At 42.2% G+C, this 20,768-nt stretch carries 21 protein-coding genes; 17 read left to right on the top strand and 4 right to left on the bottom strand.

Annotated elements, in window-relative coordinates:
- The first annotated feature begins 34 nt into the window (after positions 1 to 34).
- Complete coding sequence (locus QR722_RS01120) at positions 35 to 844, top strand: S1/P1 nuclease (RefSeq protein ID WP_286284924.1); 810 nt, start codon at positions 35 to 37, stop codon at positions 842 to 844.
- 95 nt (positions 845 to 939) lie between these two features.
- Here QR722_RS01120 and rraA read toward each other — a convergent pair whose 3' ends face one another.
- Positions 940 to 1,425 (bottom strand): ribonuclease E activity regulator RraA, encoded by a 486-nt coding sequence (rraA, locus tag QR722_RS01115; protein ID WP_286284923.1) that lies wholly within the window; start codon positions 1,423 to 1,425, stop codon positions 940 to 942.
- 230 nt (positions 1,426 to 1,655) lie between these two features.
- Here rraA and QR722_RS01110 point away from each other — a divergent pair, with 230 nt between their 5' ends.
- The 8 genes from QR722_RS01110 to QR722_RS01075 all read left to right on the top strand — a co-directional run bounded on the left by QR722_RS01110 (position 1,656) and on the right by QR722_RS01075 (position 8,336).
- On the top strand, positions 1,656 to 2,168 hold the full coding sequence (locus QR722_RS01110; protein WP_286284922.1) for a phosphatase PAP2 family protein: 513 nt from the start codon (positions 1,656 to 1,658) through the stop codon (positions 2,166 to 2,168).
- Positions 2,169 to 2,177: 9 nt separating this feature from the next.
- Positions 2,178 to 3,266, top strand: coding sequence for an MJ1255/VC2487 family glycosyltransferase (locus tag QR722_RS01105; protein ID WP_286284921.1), 1,089 nt, complete (start codon positions 2,178 to 2,180; stop codon positions 3,264 to 3,266).
- 362 nt (positions 3,267 to 3,628) lie between these two features.
- On the top strand, positions 3,629 to 3,790 hold the full coding sequence (gene lptM / locus QR722_RS01100; protein ID WP_286284920.1) for an LPS translocon maturation chaperone LptM: 162 nt from the start codon (positions 3,629 to 3,631) through the stop codon (positions 3,788 to 3,790).
- A complete protein-coding gene (lysA, locus tag QR722_RS01095) occupies positions 3,791 to 5,041 on the top strand; it encodes a diaminopimelate decarboxylase (RefSeq protein WP_286284919.1) in 1,251 nt (416 codons plus the stop codon). It abuts the gene before it with no gap.
- 31 nt (positions 5,042 to 5,072) lie between these two features.
- Positions 5,073 to 5,903: a diaminopimelate epimerase gene (dapF, locus tag QR722_RS01090; RefSeq protein ID WP_286284918.1), complete on the top strand. Its 831-nt coding sequence runs from the start codon at positions 5,073 to 5,075 to the stop codon at positions 5,901 to 5,903.
- Positions 5,900 to 6,598 carry a DUF484 family protein gene (locus tag QR722_RS01085; protein ID WP_286284917.1) on the top strand — a complete coding sequence of 233 codons (699 nt, stop codon included), beginning with the start codon at positions 5,900 to 5,902 and terminating at the stop codon, positions 6,596 to 6,598. The genes dapF and QR722_RS01085 overlap by 4 nt, the downstream gene beginning before the upstream one ends.
- A gap of 37 nt (positions 6,599 to 6,635) precedes the next feature.
- The gene (locus QR722_RS01080; RefSeq protein ID WP_286284916.1) at positions 6,636 to 7,541 is read left to right on the top strand and encodes a tyrosine recombinase XerC; all 906 of its coding nucleotides are present in this window, start codon (positions 6,636 to 6,638) and stop codon (positions 7,539 to 7,541) included.
- Positions 7,542 to 7,616: 75 nt separating this feature from the next.
- On the top strand, positions 7,617 to 8,336 hold the full coding sequence (locus QR722_RS01075) for an HAD-IA family hydrolase (protein ID WP_286284915.1): 720 nt from the start codon (positions 7,617 to 7,619) through the stop codon (positions 8,334 to 8,336).
- On the opposite strand, the gene cysE is transcribed toward QR722_RS01075, so the two are convergent.
- Positions 8,325 to 9,107 carry a serine O-acetyltransferase gene (cysE, locus tag QR722_RS01070; RefSeq protein ID WP_286284914.1) on the bottom strand — a complete coding sequence of 261 codons (783 nt, stop codon included), beginning with the start codon at positions 9,105 to 9,107 and terminating at the stop codon, positions 8,325 to 8,327. The two genes, QR722_RS01075 and cysE, sit on opposite strands and share 12 nt — an antisense overlap.
- A gap of 170 nt (positions 9,108 to 9,277) precedes the next feature.
- On the opposite strand from cysE, the gene uvrD reads away from it, so the two are divergent.
- Positions 9,278 to 11,446 carry a DNA helicase II gene (gene uvrD, locus QR722_RS01065; RefSeq protein ID WP_286284913.1) on the top strand — a complete coding sequence of 723 codons (2,169 nt, stop codon included), beginning with the start codon at positions 9,278 to 9,280 and terminating at the stop codon, positions 11,444 to 11,446.
- A 42-nt stretch (positions 11,447 to 11,488) separates the two neighbouring features.
- The gene (locus QR722_RS01060) at positions 11,489 to 12,730 is read left to right on the top strand and encodes a response regulator (RefSeq protein ID WP_286284912.1); all 1,242 of its coding nucleotides are present in this window, start codon (positions 11,489 to 11,491) and stop codon (positions 12,728 to 12,730) included.
- On the opposite strand, the gene rarD is transcribed toward QR722_RS01060, so the two are convergent.
- Complete coding sequence (gene rarD, locus QR722_RS01055) at positions 12,727 to 13,626, bottom strand: EamA family transporter RarD (RefSeq protein WP_286284911.1); 900 nt, start codon at positions 13,624 to 13,626, stop codon at positions 12,727 to 12,729. The genes QR722_RS01060 and rarD overlap by 4 nt on opposite strands.
- Before the next feature lie 163 nt (positions 13,627 to 13,789).
- Positions 13,790 to 14,245: a DUF3010 family protein gene (locus QR722_RS01050; RefSeq protein WP_286284910.1), complete on the bottom strand. Its 456-nt coding sequence runs from the start codon at positions 14,243 to 14,245 to the stop codon at positions 13,790 to 13,792.
- A gap of 348 nt (positions 14,246 to 14,593) precedes the next feature.
- On the opposite strand from QR722_RS01050, the gene QR722_RS01045 reads away from it, so the two are divergent.
- The 6 genes from QR722_RS01045 (at position 14,594) to QR722_RS01020 (ending at position 20,755) form a co-directional block, all read left to right on the top strand.
- Complete coding sequence (locus QR722_RS01045; protein WP_286284909.1) at positions 14,594 to 15,937, top strand: ABC1 kinase family protein; 1,344 nt, start codon at positions 14,594 to 14,596, stop codon at positions 15,935 to 15,937.
- A gap of 23 nt (positions 15,938 to 15,960) precedes the next feature.
- Entirely contained in the window at positions 15,961 to 17,004 is a 1,044-nt protein-coding gene (locus tag QR722_RS01040) for a mechanosensitive ion channel domain-containing protein (protein ID WP_286284908.1), read from the top strand.
- A gap of 202 nt (positions 17,005 to 17,206) precedes the next feature.
- Positions 17,207 to 18,535, top strand: a complete 1,329-nt coding sequence (locus tag QR722_RS01035) for a sigma-54-dependent transcriptional regulator (RefSeq protein WP_286284907.1) — start codon at positions 17,207 to 17,209, stop codon at positions 18,533 to 18,535.
- A complete protein-coding gene (locus QR722_RS01030) occupies positions 18,528 to 18,743 on the top strand; it encodes a histidine kinase (protein ID WP_286284906.1) in 216 nt (71 codons plus the stop codon). The genes QR722_RS01035 and QR722_RS01030 overlap by 8 nt, the downstream gene beginning before the upstream one ends.
- A 64-nt stretch (positions 18,744 to 18,807) precedes the next feature.
- On the top strand, positions 18,808 to 20,292 hold the full coding sequence (locus tag QR722_RS01025) for a sensor histidine kinase (RefSeq protein ID WP_286284905.1): 1,485 nt from the start codon (positions 18,808 to 18,810) through the stop codon (positions 20,290 to 20,292).
- Position 20,293: 1 nt separating this feature from the next.
- Positions 20,294 to 20,755, top strand: coding sequence for a response regulator (locus tag QR722_RS01020; protein WP_286284904.1), 462 nt, complete (start codon positions 20,294 to 20,296; stop codon positions 20,753 to 20,755).
- The last annotated feature ends 13 nt before the right edge of the window (positions 20,756 to 20,768 follow it).

Genomic DNA, 20,768 nt, shown 5'->3' with positions numbered 1-20,768 from the left:
CACATTCACACTTCTATTTTTAGAGATTAATACTATGTTTTTGAACAGTAAAATAAGTTCTACCCTGCGCAGCTTAAAGCCCCTACTTGCCGCAACAGTACTACTGACCTATGGCTCTGAGGCATTGGCTTGGGGCCAAATTGGACACCGAGTTACCGGCGAGATTGCTGAACAATACCTTTCAGCTGACGCCAAGGCTAAAATCGCTGCGCTTTATCCTGACAAATCTTTGGCTGAAATTTCCACTCATGCTGACGAAATGCGTTCCGACCCAGCCCCTTTTTGGCAGAAAACCTCTCCGCCTTGGCACTACGTCAGCATCCCTGAGGGCACTAGCTATTTAGTTGACAAGCATGCTCCACCTCAAGGCGATGCATACACTGCGCTGCAAGCGTTCACACAAACCTTAAAAAGTCCGCAGGCCAGCGCCGATGAGAAACGTCTAGCACTACATTTCATTGTGCATATTATTGGTGATTTACATCAACCCCTTCATGTTGGCAATGGCACGGATAAAGGGGGCAATGATGTAAAATTGGTGTTCTTTTGGGAGGACAGCAATTTACACAGAGTATGGGATAGCGGTTTGATCGATAAACAACAATTGTCCTATACCGAATGGACCAAGTGGTTAAGTCAAAAGATCACGCCAGAACAGGCAAAGCAATGGCGCATCACGGATCCCAAAGTCTGGATGACTGAAAGTGCCATATTGCGTAGCAGCATCTATCCTGAAGGCGATAAACTCTCTTGGAGCTACCAATACGAGCATTTACCCCAGGTAAAACGAAGACTGCAAATGGCTGGTGTGCGAATTGCGGCTTACCTAAACCAAGCCCTTTAACTAAGTTTAGTCTGCTCACCTTTACCGTTGAGGGTATCGGTGAGCGAAGGCTGCGTGACTAGCAGGCATTATGCATGGTGAGATGCTTAGTTAAGCTATTCGATATCCAAAGGCTCAGGTGACAATATAATGCCTGTACTGTCTGCGTAAATATGATCTTCTGGCAAGAAGGTGGCACCGCCAAAGTTGACCGCAATATCAACCTCTCCCACTTCCTCAAATGCTGCATTCACAGGTATTGAAGCAATCGCATGAATTCCAATATCTAATTCTTCCAATTGGTCAATTTCACGGACACTACCGTAGCAAACAATGCCTTCCCAATCATGTTCGATAGCAATTTGAGCGGTATTCACATCAATTAATGCCCGCCGCGTTGAGCCTCCCCCATCAATGAGTAACACTTTACCTTTTCCTGATTGGGATAAGACTTTATCAATCAGACCTTTATCTTCATGGCACTTTATCGTTGTGATCTCCCCTCCATAAGAAAGTCTTCCACCATAATTGATGAACATCGGATCAACGACATCCACATTGTCAGCGAATAAATCGCACAATTCAGACGTGTTATATTCCATAAAATACCTAAGGCTGTTGAGTGAATTTTAAGATTAGTGCTTAGCAAGTCTTTTGTAAATAGGATTAGTGTTACAACTGTCCCTTGTATTCCATTCAGTTATCAACCCTGCATCGACTGTCATAAAACTATTGTGTTGTTGTCACAAAGAGTTCGTCATTTTGTCAACAATTGTTCATACCTTCCCGCTAACCTTTGTATGTGATGAGAGCAAAAAGCAGAGATAACTCCATGAACGTTTTTGACCGAGCAGATACGAGACTATTCCACATTGTATTTAGTCTCACCTCCAGACGAGGCTGTTGGTTAATTAAAACCATTTCTAAAAGCGGTGATGGGCATATTTACTTACTCATCGGGCTAACGTTATGGGCCTTCGAACCTCAAGATGGAACCATTTTCCTATATACAGCAATGCTTGCCTATAGCCTAGAGCTACCAATTTACATAGTGCTAAAGAAGTCCTTCAAACGTCAGCGCCCTTGTAACTTTTTGTATAACTTTCGTTCACACATTATCCCATCTGATAAATTTAGCTTGCCATCCGGTCATACCGCAGCAGCATTTTTAATGGCCGCCTTAGTGGCGAATTTTTACCCCAGTTGTACCCTGCTGGTGTATATCTGGGCTGGATTGATTGGACTTTCTCGCGTTATGTTAGGTGTGCATTACCCTAGCGATATTGTAGCCGGGGCTATATTAGGATTGAGCATTTCAACGCTAAGTTTGTATATTTTACTATAAGTGAGCGTTATGAAAATACTTTACGGTGTGCAAGGAACCGGTAACGGCCATATTGCCAGAGCAAGGGTCATGGCAAAAGCAATGGCCAAAAGAGAAGAAATAGAGGTCGATTTCATTTTTAGTGGACGGGCCCCTGAAGATTATTTTGATATGCAAGTCTTTGGCAATTACCGAGCGTTATCCGGGTTAACATTCGTAACCGAAAATGGCTGCGTGAATCGATGGAAAACCCTGCAACAGGCTAAGCTGAAGCAACTGGTCAAAGACGTCCGCAGTTTGGATTTATGCCACTATGATGTATTGCTTAATGACTTTGACCCCGTGACCGCATGGGCTGCTAAAATCAGTGATCTGGCATCTATTTCTGTGAGTCATCAAGCGGCTTTTAAGCATAAAATTCCAAAACAAGGACAAACCTTGACGGATAGAATTCTTACGCGGCTATTCGCCCCTTGTGATATCCACCTTGGGGTACATTGGTATCACTTTGGTTTTCCAATCATGCCACCGTTTATCGAAGAAACAGTCGATGCCGCTATAGCAGAAGAGAAAATTTTGGTGTACTTACCCTTTGAGAATATCAATGACATCCAACAACTATTCGCGCAATTTCCGCAATTGAGTTTTGAGTGTTATCACCCAGAGATAAAGCAAGCTCGTCGTAACGCAAATATCCAATGGAAAGCTTTATCAAAAGCAGCTTTTCAACAGTCTTTATTTCGTTGTTGCGGGGTCATTGCCAACGGCGGATTTGAGCTTGCCAGTGAATGCCTTCAATTAGGAAAAAAGATCCTGATAAAACCCCTGCAAAATCAATATGAGCAGAGCTCTAATGTACTCACGCTGGAGCGCATGCAACGGTGTCTGAGTATGCCAACACTGGATCCTAAAATAGTGGATACCTGGCTAACACAACCATCTCCACAGCCTATTCGTTATCCCAATAACCCTGATATATTCATTGATTGGTTGCTTGATGAGAGCTGGGAAGATACTAAAGAACTATGCGACCAGCTATGGAGCCAAACTCATTTCCCGGATGATGTGACCCAAGGGCTTGTTAAGCTAACTTCCCCTTTCTCACGTTCATTTTCATAGGTGAATCACGCAGTTAAATTAGTTCGTTATAGTCCATCACATAATGATCTAGCCCAATTAAAAATACAGCCTCTGTGGTGATGAAAAACGTACACAAGCCGTCGTGGCCATAATTTGTAAATTTTAGCAGAGAGTCAAAACCCCGTATTTCATAGCCTGCAAATGGTATTCACCGTTAAAAGAACCGCCTTCTTTCACCACTATAATGTCGAAGAAAATGGCAATCTTGTTATTTTAAACACCTCGTTGGGAGTACTTTCGCGATAAAATTTATTGCACGCTGAAAATACAACTGTTTTCGGCTTGTTTTTTCTGCTTTTGGTGAGATGATACGGCTATCAAATTAGTTCTATAGGTCGTCTGTGAAAAAGCTAAAACGTATTCAATTTAAAGTGCTTACACTGATTGTAAGTTTTGTTCTGGGAGGCTGCGGCGTAAGTGGTGAGCTTTACCTGCCTGAACAACAAAATACACAACCAGTTGAGCAGGCTACCCCATCCAATCCATTAGAGGAGCAATCTTAGTTGGATTTCTTTCAATATCACAATACCAGCCTGCATGCCGAAGAGGTAGCAATCGCAGACATTGCTAAGCAATTTGGCACACCTTGCTACATATATTCTCGGGCAACAATAGAACGTCATTGGCATGCGTTTAATAATGCCGCAGGTTCGCACAATCATCTAATCTGCTATGCAGTGAAAGCAAATTCTAACTTAGGTGTGCTGTCAGTTATGGCTGCTCTTGGCTCAGGCTTTGATATTGTCTCAGGCGGCGAGCTCGCTCGAGTAATCGAAGCTGGAGGTGATCCAAGTAAAGTGGTGTTTTCGGGAGTCGGTAAAACAGAGCAAGAAATTGCCTTCGCCTTAGAACACAAAATCAAATGTTTTAATGTCGAATCTGTGCCTGAACTAGCGCGTATCAATCAAGTAGCCGCTTCTTTGCAAGTTAAAGCCCCGATCTCAATTCGCATCAATCCAGATGTTGATGCCAAAACTCACCCGTATATTTCCACTGGCCTAAAAGCGAATAAATTTGGCATAGCAAAAGAAAATGCCATCGAAATATACCAATTGGCAAACAGCTATAGTCATTTGGATATTGTCGGTATGGATTGTCATATAGGTTCGCAACTTACCGATTTAGCCCCATTTGTTGACGCATTAGACCGATTGCTGGTTTTGATTGACGAACTAGCCGCAAAAGGTATTGCTATTCAGCACCTAGACGTGGGTGGTGGACTTGGTGTTGCATATAAAGATGAAACACCGCCGCATCCAGATAAATATGTTGAAGCATTAATGACCAGAATGCATAGCCGCCCGGAATTAATGCTCATTTTTGAACCCGGTCGTGCCATCATGGCAAATGCAGGGGTGTTAGTCACCAAAGTAGAGTTTATTAAACAAACCGAACAGAAGAATTTCGCCATTGTTGATGCTGCTATGAATGATTTGATTCGTCCCGCACTTTACTCAGCTTGGCAAGATATTATCCCGGCAGAACGCTCAGATGACAAAAAAGCTGCTATTTACGATGTTGTAGGACCAATTTGTGAGACCGGAGATTTTATTGGTAAAGAGCGTGAATTGGCTATCGAACCGAATGACCTACTCGTAGTTAGAAGTGCTGGTGCATATGGCTTTGTGATGTCATCGAACTACAATAGTCGCTGTCGACCGGCTGAAATTATGATTGATAAAAAGCAACTAATTTTAGTCCGTGAACGAGAAAAGTTAAAAGACCTCTGGAAAGGTGAGTACAAAGTTACGTAATATAGCTGTAATAAAACTTTAAGTAGTACTAATGCAAATTCAATTTTCTAAAATGCATGGCTTGGGCAATGACTTTATCGTCATTGATAATGTGACGCAGAATGTATTTTTTTCCAAAGAAAAAATACAACAATTGGCTGACCGTAACTTTGGCATTGGTTTTGACCAACTATTAATGGTTGAACCGCCCTATGACCCTGAACAAGACTTCCATTATCGGATTTTTAATGCTGATGGAACTGAGGTATCGCAATGTGGCAATGGCGCGCGCTGTTTTGCCAAATTCGTCAAACTTAAAGGCTTAATCAATCGCAATAAGGTCGTGGTCAGTACCAAGGCCGGTAAAATGGTGTTGTATTTAGAAAAAGATGGCTTAGTTACGGTCAACATGGGCAGACCTGTGTTTGAACCGTCGAAGATTCCATTGAAGGCCAATAAGGAAGAAGGCATTTATTTGATCCGCGCCCAAGAACAAACCTTTATGTTAGGGGCGGTTTCCATGGGTAACCCTCATTGTGTTTTGGAAGTGGATGATATCCAACAAGCAGATGTCTCTGGTATTGGCCCAGTCTTGGAAAAACATGAAAGGTTTCCCGAAGGTGTCAATGTAGGCTTTATGCAAGTTGTTGATTCCGGTCATATAAAATTAAGAGTTTACGAACGCGGAGCCGGTGAAACACTGGCCTGTGGCAGTGGTGCTTGCGCCGCAGTAGCAATTGGACAAATTCAAGGTAAACTTGGTAAAGAAGTTCAGGTAGACTTACCTGGTGGATCATTGAAAATACGCTGGCAGGGTAAAGACAACGTACTTAAGATGACAGGACCTGCAGAGCATATATTTGATGGAACCCTCTTTCTATGAGTGATACAGCAGCAAAACAACAGGCAACAACGGATATGTTGACTGATTTTGAGCAAGTAGCCGATATCAATAGCCTTGATGTCGCTCGATATATTGAGCAACATCCCGATTTTTTTATTGATTTCCCCGAGCTGACGGAAAAACTCAAACTTCCCCATCAGCAAAAGGGCAGCATTTCATTATTTGAATTGCAAAGTGAGCAGCTACGTAAAAAGAACCGAATGCTGTCCCACAAACTTAGTCAGCTAATCGCTATCGCTAAGAAGAACGAAGAGATATACCGCATTTATGCCGACCTGAACCTACAGCTTATCACCTGTCGTTTTTTCAGTGAAGTTCAAGACAAACTAGAAGATATTATGCTCGACCGATTGAGGCTTTCTGCAGTTACACTAAAGTCTTTTAGCGGTGCCCATGCGCTACCTGAAATTCAGCGTAAGCTATTCATTGAAAAGAGGTTTAAACAAGAATTCTTCTTCTTTGGTAGGATTAGTTCCCACGAAAAGCAATTGCTCTTTGCAGATCAATCAGTAGAGTCGGTGGCGCTGATGTTACTCGGCGATAGAGGTGAGTTAGGCATTCTTGCCATTGCCAGCCACGACCCCGGCCATTTCAACCCAGATATGGATACTTTATTGATAACCCAACTTCAACAGTTTTTAAATGTGTTGTTGCCAAACCTTGCTGGATACTAGTGGTTACCACTGCTGCCGTAGCAAATAACCCATAATTATGGCTGATTTATCAGGACACCCTCTCAATACCTGGCTCGAAAAGTTTCTTCAATTTATAAAATATGAACGTAATTTATCCGCCAAAACGATAGAAAATTATCGCCGTCAACTGCACGTAATCGCTTTGCAAATTCAATTAGAGGATTGGTCACAACTAAATACTGACCACGTCAAAAAAGTACTTGGCCACTGCCGCAGACAGAACCTTGCTCCCCGCTCCATTGCACTTCGTTTGTCGGCATTGAGAAGTTTCTGTGATTATTTAATCGCTGAAAAGGTTTTAGATTGCAACCCAGCCAAAGTGATACATTCCCCCAAATTAGGCAAGCCACTACCTAAGCACCTGAATGTCGATGAGATTAACTCACTATTAGAAATCGATCCCGATTCTCCTCTAGCAATCCGTGACCGCGCTATGATGGAATTAACCTACGGATGCGGATTGCGACTAGCCGAGTTGGCTGGATTGGATATAACCGATATAAACTCTGACAGACAAATAACGGTATGGGGAAAAGGAAATAAACAACGGATATTACCCATGGGTCGGACCGCTGCCTTGTGGCTGAAGAATTGGTTAAAAGTGCGCTCACAACTCAACCCACCGCAGGATGAACCAGCGTTATTCGTGAGCATGCATCGCAGACGTATAAGCCATCGTCAAATTGCTAAGCGAATGAAGCTCTGGGCCAAGCAGAAGCAATTAGACCAGACAGTTTACCCCCATAAACTGCGGCATTCTTTCGCCACCCATATGCTAGAATCCAGTGGTGACTTGCGCGCAGTTCAAGAATTATTAGGCCATGCAAATCTATCAACCACACAAGTTTATACTCATCTAGATTTTCAACATTTGGCTAAAGTATATGATGGGGCTCATCCCCGCGCGAAAAGAAACAAATAGGACGTTAAAAAACCCACTCGGCCATATGAAGACTATAACAGTCTATATATTTATATAAGGAATAGGTATTCTTTAATGATTTTTTATCGAAAGATGACTCCCGTCAAAGCCCTAAGTTTCGATTTGGATGATACCCTGTACGATAATTATCCTCTGATAGTCAAAGCCGAGCAAAATTTACACGAATATATACGCACTAACTATCCCAATATATCTCAATTGTCGACTGCTGATTGGCGACAGATTAAGAACATGCATTTAAACAACAATCCTAACCTAGCATCCGATATGGGGGAGTTAAGGCGCAGAACGCTGTCCACCGCACTAGAATCTTGTGGATACCTCGACGACGAACTTAAAAATGCAGTAAATGACTGTTTTGAATACTTTTATTACCACAGAAGTAATTTCAAGGTGGACAAGACTATTTGTTCTTTATTATCTGATTTGGCGCAGAGGCTACCACTGGTAGCGATAACCAACGGCAATGTAAATCTTGAGCAAATTGGTATAGCTGACTTTTTTAGCCATAGTTTCAAATCGAATTTGAGGCATCCCATGAAGCCCCATCCAACCATGTTTAATTTAGCTAGCGAAGCCCTCTCAATACCAATAAACACTATACTACACGTGGGCGATAATTTAGAAAAAGACGTAAAGGGCTCAATTGCTGCAGGCATGCAAAGCGCTTGGTATGCGCACAATCGACCGATGCAAATAGAGCAGGAACGAACTACGATTCTTCCTCACGTGCATCTTCATCAATTAGCCGAATTACGTGACTTAATCATCTAGTACATTCTGATTCATGGTTTCACATGGGTTAGCACAACAAGGTATACCTACTATTTTTGCCGGCACGCCTGCGACAGTTACATGTTCAGGCACGTTCTTGAGCACGACACTACCTGCGCCTACTTTAGAGCCGCGGCCAATCTCAATATTACCTAATATCTTAGCCCCCGCTCCAACCATAACCCCTTCCCTGACTTTGGGATGACGGTTACCGCTCTCATTGCCTGTTCCCCCAAGGGTCACGGACTGTAATAGTGACACATTGTTCTCCACCACTGCCGTTTCTCCAATTACAATACCAGTAGCATGGTCGAACATGACGCCATTGCCTATTACTGCTCCTGGATGAATATCCACACCAAAGGCTTCGGAGTTACGACTTTGAACAAATAAGGCTAAATCTTTTCTATTTTTATGCCATAGGTAATGGGCTAAACGATGGGTTTGGATCGCCTGAAAGCCTTTAAAAAACATCAATACTTTCAATGCAGAATCAACCGCCGGATCGCGTTTCAAAACAGCTTGTATATCAAGAGCTGCAGATTCTACGATTGCAGGACAAAGTAAGTAGGCTTGATCAAAGACCTCTCGAATAGCTAATGCCGGCATCACTTCATCTTTAATTTTATTAGACAGAATAAAGCTCAATGAGGTTTCGAAATTATGATGAGCTAAAATACAAGCATGGACATAACTGGCCAGAAGAGGCTCATTTTTAACCAATTGCTGAGCATCTGCTTTTAAACTGTTCCAAAAATTATCAATTGGCATAACTAACCCTAGACGATTAATCTCATACTGTAATTAGAACAGACATGCGGACAAAAACCTTCAACACAAGCCCAATATTTTAAAACAACAAAAACACGACCAATCAAATGTATAAAAACACAGTATAACTGATATACTGTAAACATCTTTTTGCTGGAATGTTTTGCCCTATGGATGTATCTAGACTGCTCGACCAACTTAATGATAAACAACGAGAAGCCGTTGCTGCACCGGCGTCAGATATGTTGGTTCTGGCTGGGGCTGGCAGTGGCAAAACCCGTGTATTGGTTCATCGCATGGCGTGGTTAATGGAAGTCGAGCAACTCGCTCCTTTTAGTATCTTAGCCGTGACCTTTACTAATAAGGCAGCCCGTGAAATGCGCGGTCGTGTTGAGCGGTTAATGGGTTCAGCTTTACATAATATGTGGATTGGTACTTTTCACGGCTTAGCTCATCGCCTGTTACGCACCCATTACAAAGAAGCCCGTTTGCCAGAAAACTTCCAAATTTTAGACTCAGATGATCAATATAGACTCGTCAGGCGGGTGATAAAGTCGTTGAATTTAGATGAAAAAAATTGGCAGCCAAAATCTATTCAATGGTACATCAATGGCAATAAAGATGAGGGCTTGCGAGCAGAGCATATTGATACCCAAGGTGATCCCACCAAACAAACCATGAAAGATATTTATCAGGCCTATCAACAAACCTGTGATCGCTCCGGGCTAGTCGATTTTGCTGAGCTATTATTGCGGGCGCACGAGTTATGGCTGAAAAATCCTGATGTGTTAAAACACTACCAACGCCGTTTTCGGACTATTTTGGTAGATGAGTTCCAAGATACTAATAATATTCAATATGCATGGTTGAAGTTATTAAGCTGCAAAGACAACAATATGATAATAGTCGGTGACGATGACCAATCCATATATGGTTGGCGCGGTGCTAACGTCGAAAATATCCAACATTTCTTGCGTGACTTCCCCAGCGCATCGACTATTCGCTTAGAGCAAAACTATCGTTCTACAGGTAACATATTAAAAGCCGCCAATGCGGTAATAGATAACAACAGTGGCCGCTTAGGTAAGAACCTATGGACCGAAGATGCCGAAGGCGAAGCCATCTCCTTATATGCCGGTTTTAACGAACTGGATGAAGCGCGCTTTATTGTTGCACGGATCAAAGAGTGGTCTGATAAAGGCGACGCCTTATCTGATTGTGCCATTTTATATCGAAACAATGCCCAATCTCGGGTACTTGAAGAAGCCTTATTGCAAGAGTCTATTGCTTATCGCATATATGGCGGCCTACGCTTTTTCGAACGACAGGAAATTAAAGACGCATTGGCTTATTTACGTATTGTGAACCAGCCTATTGACGACGCCGCGTATGAGCGTATCGTCAACACTCCGACGCGGGGCATTGGCGAAAAAACACTGGGTTTGATCAGGGAATCAGCTCGTAATAATGAACAATCCATGTGGCAAGCAACTCAGACAATGTTAGCCGAGAAACGCTTGTCTGGCCGAGCCGCCTCTGCACTACAGAGCTTCGTCGAATTAGTTTTAAAATTACAAAGTGCTATACGTGACTTAGAACTAGACCAACAAGCCGACCATGTAATTAAGCATTCAGGTTTATTTGCTATGTATCAGGCTGAAAAGGGTGAGAAAGCCCAAGCGCGGATTGAAAACTTAGAAGAATTGGTCAGTGCTTGTAAACAATTTGAAATGCCATTGGAAGCCGATAACATGACACCACTATCAGCTTTCTTAGCCCATGCTTCATTAGAAGCAGGCGAAGCTCAAGCTGACGCTCATCAAGACGCCGTGCAAATGATGACGATTCACTCTGCGAAAGGACTAGAGTTCCCACTGGTTTTCCTGGCGGGCGTTGAAGAGGGTATGTTCCCAAGTCAGATGAGTAACGAAGAGCCTGGTAGATTAGAAGAAGAGCGTCGTCTTTGCTATGTAGGCATGACGCGAGCTATGCAAAAGCTGTATATGACCTACGCAGAAAGCCGTCGATTATATGGCCAAGACAAATATCATACCCCTTCTCGATTTATTAAAGAGATCCCTTCTGATTGTATTGAGGAAGTTAGACTGCGTACTACTATCAGTAGGCCTACCAAAAATCGATTCCAAACTGCCACGTCACATATGGCGTTTGAATCCACTGGCTTTCAATTGGGTCAACGTGTTAGTCATCCAAAATTTTCCGAAGGCACAGTGTTGAACTATGAAGGAAGCGGAGAACATGCCCGGGTAGAAGTTAACTTTGATAATTTCGGTACAAAATGGCTAATGTTAGCCTATGCTAGACTAGATAAAATATAGCGAGTTGGCTGTGCACCCAGTTAGTCATTAAAGTAGGTTTTGATGAAATTTAAAGTTTTATTAATCGAAGATAATGAATCCAGTATGCGGGTGCTAAAACGGGTTATTGGGAAGGCGAATCTAGATGTTGTCTATGCTTCATCGCTAACCCAAGCAAAAGTCATTTTCGAAAGTACCGCACCGGAAACTTATTTATGTGCGGTTGTTGACTATACCTTACCCGATGCGCCCGAGGGTCAAGCCATAGATTATGCAATTGAGTCCTTTATCCCTGTAATTGTTATTACCGACCGCTCAGATGAATACGTCCGCGAGCATATTCTAAGTAAAAATGTCATTGATTATATCCCCAAGCAAAATACGCAAATATTCGAGTATCTTAGTCGCTTGCTTGCTAGGCTCGAAAAAAACAAAACCATCGGCGTATTAGTAGTAGATGACTCAACACAAAGTCGCAATAGTATGGTGTCCTTACTGAGTAGACACAATTTCATTACCTATAGCGCGACAACCGCCCAGCAGGGTTTAATTATGCTCAGAGAGCATCCGGAAATAAAACTCATGATAACCAATGAGTACATGCCCGATATGTCGGGCGTAGCCTTAACCGTAGAAGCTAGGAAGTTGTATGGCAAAGATGAGCTGAGTATCATCGGTATTTCTGCATCTCGCAGCTCAAGCTTGTTAGCAAAATTTATCAAAAGTGGTGCCAACGATTACCTGAACAAACCCTATTGTCATGAAGAATTTTTCTGCCGCATCGTACAAAATGTTGAATACATAGAACAGATAGATACGATTCGTAAAGCGGCGAATACTGATTATTTAACCGGTCTGCCCAATCGACGACACTTTTTCAATAAGGCTGAAAGTAGTATCAGGCGCGGACTAGACTGCATGACAATGGCGCTGATCGATCTCGATCACTTCAAATCCATCAACGATAACTTTGGCCACGATTATGGTGACCTGGTATTAAAAGAGGTTGCCCGATTAATTAACCGTCATTTTGCAAAATTTCATGTATCTCGCTTTGGTGGTGAAGAATTCTGTATATTTTTACCTAATGTTAACCATGATGACGCCCTTGAGTTCGTTGAATCATTCAGGCTAGCCGTGAGTAAAAAGGTGATTAAAAGTGCCGATATCAGGCACTCATGCACCGTTAGTATTGGCGTCACTTCTCAGCTAACTGGCAAAATAGAGACTATGCTCACCCTAGCAGATGAGCACCTCTACGCAGCTAAAGCAAAGGGTCGTAATCAAACCGTGGGGGATAACTAGCCTGCAATCAGCCGCTTTTGCGAGCGGTAACCTCGATAAGAATCAAAACTAAACAATGCTAGCGCCGCCCAAACAAAGCCAAAGGTGATCAGGCGAGCTTCATGCAATGGCTCAGCGTAGATATAGACCGCTAAAATGAACATAATTGTAGGCCCTATATATTGGAAAAAACCCAGTGTGGAGTAACGGATCCTGCGGGCCGCAGCGGTAAAGCACAGCAGTGGCGCAGTAGTCACCAAGCCCAAACCTATAATCAAAAGGTTTAATGATGTGGGATTCGCAAATAGGTTGCTATGTTCAGTGGCAAAAAATATCCAGTAGCCAATAGCAAAAGGTAACATCATCATGGTTTCGATCAGTAGACCAGGCAAGGAGTCCACCGCAACTTGTTTTCTTAACAATCCATAAACGCCAAAACTAGCCGCCAAGATTAGGGCTATCCACGGAAACTCTCCAAAGGATATGATCATTATGGAAACGCCCACCACCGCTAGTCCAACCGCGATTTTCTGCATCCTTCTTAAGCGTTCGCCTAAAAATACCCGTCCTAAAAATACATTCAAAAGTGGGTTAATGTAATAGCCTAAACTTGCATCCAGAATATGATCACTATTCACCGCCCAGATAAACAGCAACCAATTGCCTGCGAGCAGGACTCCAGATAGCAGCAGAACTTGAATCACGCGTTTATTTTTTAACGCGATTGCTACTTTTGCACTTTGCCCAGTAGCCCATACCAGTAAAACCAGCACTAAGGCTGACCACACCACTCTATGCACCAACACATCAGTCGCGGGTAGCGCTTTTAAAAATTTAAAATATATTGGTGCGAAACCCCACATCGAATATGCGGCTAAAGCAAATAGCACACCGGAGCGGATTGTTTTATCTGACATAGTTTACAGGTCCAAGAAATTGAGCGCGGATTATCAGCGCCAAGTGAAGGGCTTACAGTGATTAACAATAGTATCAAAACCGTAGCATACAAACCCAGCATCTGAGGCGAGTTAACCTAATCTCGCCTCGAGTAGTTACGCCATCTGCCAGTTGCCTAGCTAGTTAATCAATTTTGGGTTCTGGCAGACCATGTTTATCCAACATTATTTGTGCATAAGCTGTATTGAAAGCGTCTTCTTGAAACATTTTCAAGCCGGTCTCAGAGAATTGCACTGGGATAGGGTTGCGTTTAATAATCTCTTTCATAACTGAAGGAGTGATCACTTTAACCTTGAGGTCTTCGATGAGTTGAATAGCCGCTTCGAGTTTAAACCCGGCCGAACTGCCGGCGAATTTTCCTTTTGTTGGACGATCACGGATAACCACGTAGTCTATTTTGTAGTCTTCCATCAGCTTTTTAAAGGTAAATTGAAATTCGCGGATATCTTCAGTGGAGTTCTGCTTAGAATATGCCAATTTGCGTACTCGACAATCAGGCAAAAGAAACACATCATTGTCCAATGAAAGCAGGCAAATATTTGCTTCACTACCTTTTAAATCTACACCACAAATTTTCATTTTTAATCTCCTAATCTAATTGGCAGCGAGTATAACGTATTGTGTAAAAATTGGGATAGCATCATGGCAAATGAGTAGAATAAAATTAACGTAATAAAATCCCCTTAGGTGAGGATTAAATATCCCGGTTTACCCTCGGCGCCAGCACTGAATATTATTCTGGCAAAGCGAATATTCAGGCCTGTCATACCGGTTTTTTTATATTTGCTGACAAGGGATTAATATTAGGTCACGGAGCACTTTTGCGCTAAATTCAATTTGCAAGCGTACCTATCACTACAACATTTCTAGTTGCACAAGGATATATGATGCGTCGAGTAATATTCGATCACCTGAGCACAGCAGTTAATGGTTAAAAAATTCAGCTCACAGGAAGCAAAGATCCCTAAGGGAAGAATTTCACGATTCACCAAATTGGGTAGTATGGCAAGCAGGATAGCCGGTAATATGATTTCCGAAGGCATATCAGAACTCAGTAAAGGTAATCGCCCCAAGGTCAAAGACCTTTTGCTGACTCCCGGTAATATCATGCGGGTAGCCGAGCAGTTAGCGCAAATGCGCGGTGCGGCAATGAAAATTGGACAACTAATTTCTATGGATGCTGGAGATGTGCTGCCCCCTGAATTATCAGAAATTTTGAGCCGTCTTCGCTCTGAAGCCAAATCGATGCCACAAAGCGAATTATTAGAATTGTTGAATGCACAATGGGGCGAGAAGTGGCAACAGCAGTTTATTCAGTTCCCCATGCAACCCATTGCCGCCGCTTCAATTGGCCAAGTGCATAAAGTCATCAGCACGGAATTGCAGCGCTTGGCGATCAAAATTCAATACCCTGGGATCAAGCAAAGCATAGATAGTGATGTGGATAATGTTGCATCTTTGATTAAATTGTCAGGCATGTTACCCAAGGACATAGACATTAAGCCGTTGCTAAAAGAAGCAAAGGCGCAGTTACACGATGAGGCCGACTATTTACTCGAAGGTAAGCGCTTAGAGCAATACGCCGAAATTGTAGTGGATGACCCTGCGTTCTCCATTCCCACTTATGTGGCTAAATACAGCAATGAAGTTATCTTGGCAATGACCTATATGGACGGTCAGCCCATCGAATCTCTAATAAATGCAGAGCAAGGGCTGCGAGATCAAGTGGTTAGCGATTTGCTTCGACTCTTGTTCAAAGAACTATTTGATTATCAATTGGTGCAAACCGATCCGAATTTCGCTAATTATCAGTATGATGCTGAATCTCATAAGATAGTACTGTTAGATTTTGGCGCGACCCGCGAATTTCCTCTCAACATAGCGCAAGGTTATTTGAACTTAATGCGAGGAGGATTTAAAAGCGATTTAGATGCCGTTGCTGATGCTGCTGATAAATTGGGATTACTCAAACAATCATTACCCCCGTCAGTTAAAAACATTATTTACACTATGTGTTATCAAGCCTGTGAACCCCTGTATACCCACGGACCGTTTAATTTTGGGGACACCGACTTAATAGAACGCTTACGAGTCGAAGGAATGCGCTTAGGATTTGACAAAGAATATGCCCATACTCCACCAATTGATGCCATATTTTTACACCGAAAATTAGCTGGGTTATTTTTATTAGCCACTAAATTGAAAGCCAATGTCGATGTGCGGTCGTTATTTGTTGCCTATATTGATAAAGTAATAGTCTCTCAACCATAACCTTTGTCCTCAGGATGCGTCACGTGCCAACGACAGAAGCTATGCTCAATGGTTTTTACAGCTTTCTACCCTTCATTATAATTTTGTGTTTAGTGAGCGGCGCTCTGGCTCTAGCTCACTTTTTAATTATTAAAAAATATCAAGATCAAGGTAACGAAAAACTATTTTCCCGCCAACTTATCATGCTTGGATTAACTTTAGTTGGAGTTCTGCTGGTTGTTTTATCACTGCCGGTAAGTGAGAGTTCACGCAATCAAATTATCGGTTTAATAGGTTTAGTTATATCCGGTATCTTTGCCTTCTCTTCTAGCACCATTTTCGCCAACTTATTAGCCGGTATCATGCTGCGGATCACCAAGCCATTCAACACAGGTGAATTTATCCAAATTGGTGACTACTTTGGCCGGGTGGTAGAAAGAGGTTTGCTTGATACAGAAATTCAAACCGAAATTAGAGATTTAGTCTCATTGCCCAATACATACATGATCACACACCCCGTGTCGGTAACCCACAGCTCTGGCACCATCATCTCCACGACCTTGTCATTGGGATATGATGTGCATCATTCAATCATAACTAATTTGCTTAATCAGGCCGCAGAAAAATGCGGATTAACTGATTCCTTTGTGCACATTATTGAGTTGGGCGACTTTGCGGTTACCTATAAGATCAGTGGCAAATTAGAAGAAGTAAATAGCATGATCAGTTCTCGCAGTTTACTTAATCGTGAAGTATTGGATGTGTTACACAACAGTCAAATTGAAATTATGTCTCCTAGTTATATGAATCAACGCAAAATTTCTGATGATGCTAAAGTCATTCCTAAAGTGCAAAATAACAAAGTGGATGATAGCGCTGCAAGCGCCGAGGAGGTGATGTTCGATAAAGCGGAGCAGGCAGAATTGCGCGAAAGCCAAATTGAACAGATAACCGAGAAAATTAACCAAACTGAAGTACAGCTAGGCGACGCAACAACCTCACAAAAAGATATATTGCAAAACACCCTAGAACAGTTGAAAATTTCATTAAAAGAACTAAATCAATCAGAAGCGAAAAATAGCAATTAGTTGAAATCCAGCTAATTGCCCTTAAATAGGGATTTAAGGGCAATATAAATAATTCTCTTTTCGTTTTGATCCACATTGTAGCAAAATAGATATAAACTGTAGCAAATACGTAATGCGGGTATTCACCTTTAATTTATGTAACTAAGTTGAGTTTGCTTGGTAAGCTTTGCTACTCCAAAACATGCTAAAAAAAGGAAATGCAGTGTTAAGAGTTTTGCTAGTCGATGACGATACCGAATTTACAGATGTTGCTTGTCAAATAATCGAATTTCTAGGCCATGAGGTCAGTTTAGCAGCAAGCTTGAAAGAAGCCCATGAATGGGTTGATGCGAGCACCTTCGATCATATTTTTTTAGACTTTATGCTTCCTGATGGCAGTGGTCTGCATTTTATCGATTATTTGGAAAAATTAGATTCACCACCATTTGTCACTATGATTACCGGCCATCCTTCAGTGAAGGGGATGTTGGCAGGCTTGTGTGGTCCTAAAGTTGGTTATTTGCTCAAACCATTGCAGCGCGAAGATATCGAGAGCGCACTGAACAGAAAAGCAAGTAAAAAGAAATCGACTAAGAACAGTACAGTAAAACGCCATTTCGACAGCCTAATAGGTGAGTCAGAAGTAATGCAAGGTCTTTACACCATGATTGAACGGGTTGCGCGTTCTTCCGCCAATGTTATGTTAATGGGTGAAAGTGGTGTGGGTAAAGAAGTTGTGGCCCATGCAATTCATGTTGCCAGTAAAACTGAAGGTCCATTGGTAGCGACTAACTGCGGTGCCTTGTCTAGAGAGTTAATTGGTAGCGAATTGTTCGGTCATGAAAAAGGCGCGTTTACCGGTGCTGTAGGTAAGAAAGAAGGCGTATTCGAAAGAGCGCACCATGGTACTTTATTTTTGGATGAAGTGACTGAGATGCCAATCGAAATGCAGCCTAACTTGTTACGGGTGCTGGAAAACAAAAAAGTTACACGCTTAGGCGGCACCAAAGACATCGAGGTAAACTGCCGAGTGGTGTCGGCCACTAACCGCACCATTGAGGAATTAGCAGAAAGCAAAGTGTTGCGAGAAGACATTTACTTTCGACTAGCGGTGTTCCCGATTAATATTCCGGCTTTGCGAGAACGAGCAAGTGATATCCCGTTATTGGCTGAAGCGTTCTTAAACGAATTAAATGATGAAAATGGTACAAATTATCGCTGGAGCAATGAGCAGTTGCAGCGCCTAACCAATCATGATTGGCCAGGTAATGTGCGGGAGTTACGCCATGCAATTCATCGTGCCTACATAATGTCAGATCCTCAGGGCAGCGCGGTAGAATTACCCGTTAGCTTTGCATCACCGTTTTCGATTGGTACCAAAAGTAGCAGTTCTATCTCTGCAGGCAAAACCATTGAAGACGTGGAAAAAGAACTAATAACAGCCACTTTGAATGAAGTGCAAGGCAATAAGACATTGGCCGCAGAAATGCTTGGTATCAGTACCAAGACCCTTTATAACCGACTCCATGCTTATGGTGAATTCGATGAGTAGTAATTACGATAATTTGGCAAAATTGATACACGACGCCAGAGGACCGTTAAATAAAATTTCTATGAATGCAGAACTGGTTAAATTAGTTGTGCAAAATGACATGCCAAAAGAAAAGGCCTTAGCGGCGCTAGATAAAATTATCGCCGCTTGCCAAGATTGCAGCACTAGCCTGCAATCTATTTCTGAAAGCGTTAAAGACCAAACATAACCAGATATTTAGCGCGAGTCTCTAGGTTAATCATTATTTATCAGTTAACGGTACAATGGAATTTATGCCTACTTTGAAGTCATCCGACAATTCGCAGTATACTTGGCTACTCATATCTATGATTGTGGTGGGTGTAATAATCGGCAATGCTTTTTTAGCCATCAGAACCATTGATGATTTATCCTCCAGTCAATCAAGTTTATCCAATACTGGCGATGTGATTGTTGCATTAGATGAGTTGCATATTATGGTGCTGTCTGCTGAGACAGGGCAGCGCGGTTATTTGCTTACCGAGGTAGAGAGCTATCTACTACCCTATCAAGACTCGCTAAGCAAAGTCACCCAGCAAATGGACAAAGTCCGCAATATGAAATCGGAAATTCCTGGACAGAACCAGAAAATTTTAGATTTATTAGATCTTATTGCTGTCAAGCTAAAGGAGTTAGAGTTAACCGTAGATTTAGCCCTATCTAACCGCGAAAAAAGTGCATTGAAAATTGTTATGACTGGCAGAGGTCGTAATTTAACTAGCGAAATTCGCCAACTTTTTGTTGAGGTCGAGACAGCCGAGATTAATTTTCGCTCTGAGCAGCACCGCAAACTCGCGACGGTTAGAAATGAGGCGCAGGTTACCTTTGTTATTTCAGCCATCACCAGCTTTCTATTGCTGATTGGGATGGTATTTCTAGCGCGTTTAAACTCAAAAAATGAGCGGCGTCACCTAGCAACATTAGAGACACAAAACCGTGAACTAGCGGAAAAGGTTGAAGAGCGTACGGCAGAATTATATTTATATTCCGAAGAGTTGGAGCGCAGTAACAGAGAGCTTGAGGATTTTGCCTTTGTCGCCTCGCACGATTTACAAGAGCCCTTGCGCAAAATCAGAGCCTTTGGCGACCGCTTACAAACCAGTTTCGCGGATTCTTTGGGTGAAAAGGGCAGTGATTATGTTGATAGAATGCGCAATGCAGCAGAACGGATGTCTAATTTAATCAATGATTTACTTGAATTTTCCAGGATTACAACTCGAGGCAAAGACTTTGTTGATGTAGACCTCAACAAAATTATGGCTTTGATCAACGACGATTTAGAAATTACTATCAGCGAATCTAATGCTCAGATCAATGTATGTGAATTGCCGATAGTCGAAGCTGATGCCAGTCAGATGCACCAACTGTTCTTAAATTTAACCACTAACGCGATTAAATTTAGAAAAGAAAATGTCGAACCGAAAATTACCTTTACCTATGCATTCGAAGAGCGGACAATTAGCATTCAAAAAGAAGCTATCCCTTGTCATGTAATTACCATTACAGACAATGGTATTGGTTTTGACCAAGAGTATTCAGATAAAATATTCTCACCGTTCAAGCGATTGCATTCACGCACAGAGTATTCCGGTACAGGTATCGGTTTAGCTGTATGTAGACGAATTGTCGAACGGCATAGAGGCTGTATTACTGCCGTTAGTGAGATTGGCTTGGGAAGCACATTTACCATTATATTACCGCAAGAAATCATTCCAATAGGATTTGACGGAGAAAATTGATATGCCCTTTAGTAAAGCGAAACCCATTACCATATTAATGGCCGATGATGATGAAGACGATCGTTTGTTGGCGCAAGATGCACTGAATGAAAGCAGAGTATTAAACAGACTCTATTGTGTAGAAGATGGGGTCGAATTGCTGCAATACTTGCGCCGAGAAGGAAAATTTAGTGATATACAAAACAGTCCTCGCCCGGGCTTAATATTATTAGATTTGAATATGCCTCGCATGGATGGTCGCGAAGCACTAAAAGAAATCAAATCAGATGATAATTTGAAAGGTATTCCGGTTGTCATCTTAACCACATCTCAACAAGAAGAAGATATGGTTAAAGGCTACGGCTTAGGTGCAGCCTCATACATTACCAAGCCAGTCAATTTTGAAGGATTGGTTGAACTTATGAAAACTCTGGGCAAATACTGGGTTGAATTTGTTGAGCTACCTTACAACACTGATATCTGAGTAAATTTGAGAT

The organism is Aliiglaciecola sp. LCG003, assembly GCF_030316135.1.
Classification (GTDB): domain Bacteria; phylum Pseudomonadota; class Gammaproteobacteria; order Enterobacterales; family Alteromonadaceae; genus Aliiglaciecola.
Note: the sequence above shows the minus strand (reverse complement) of the source record. Positions and strands in the feature narration are given on the sequence as shown.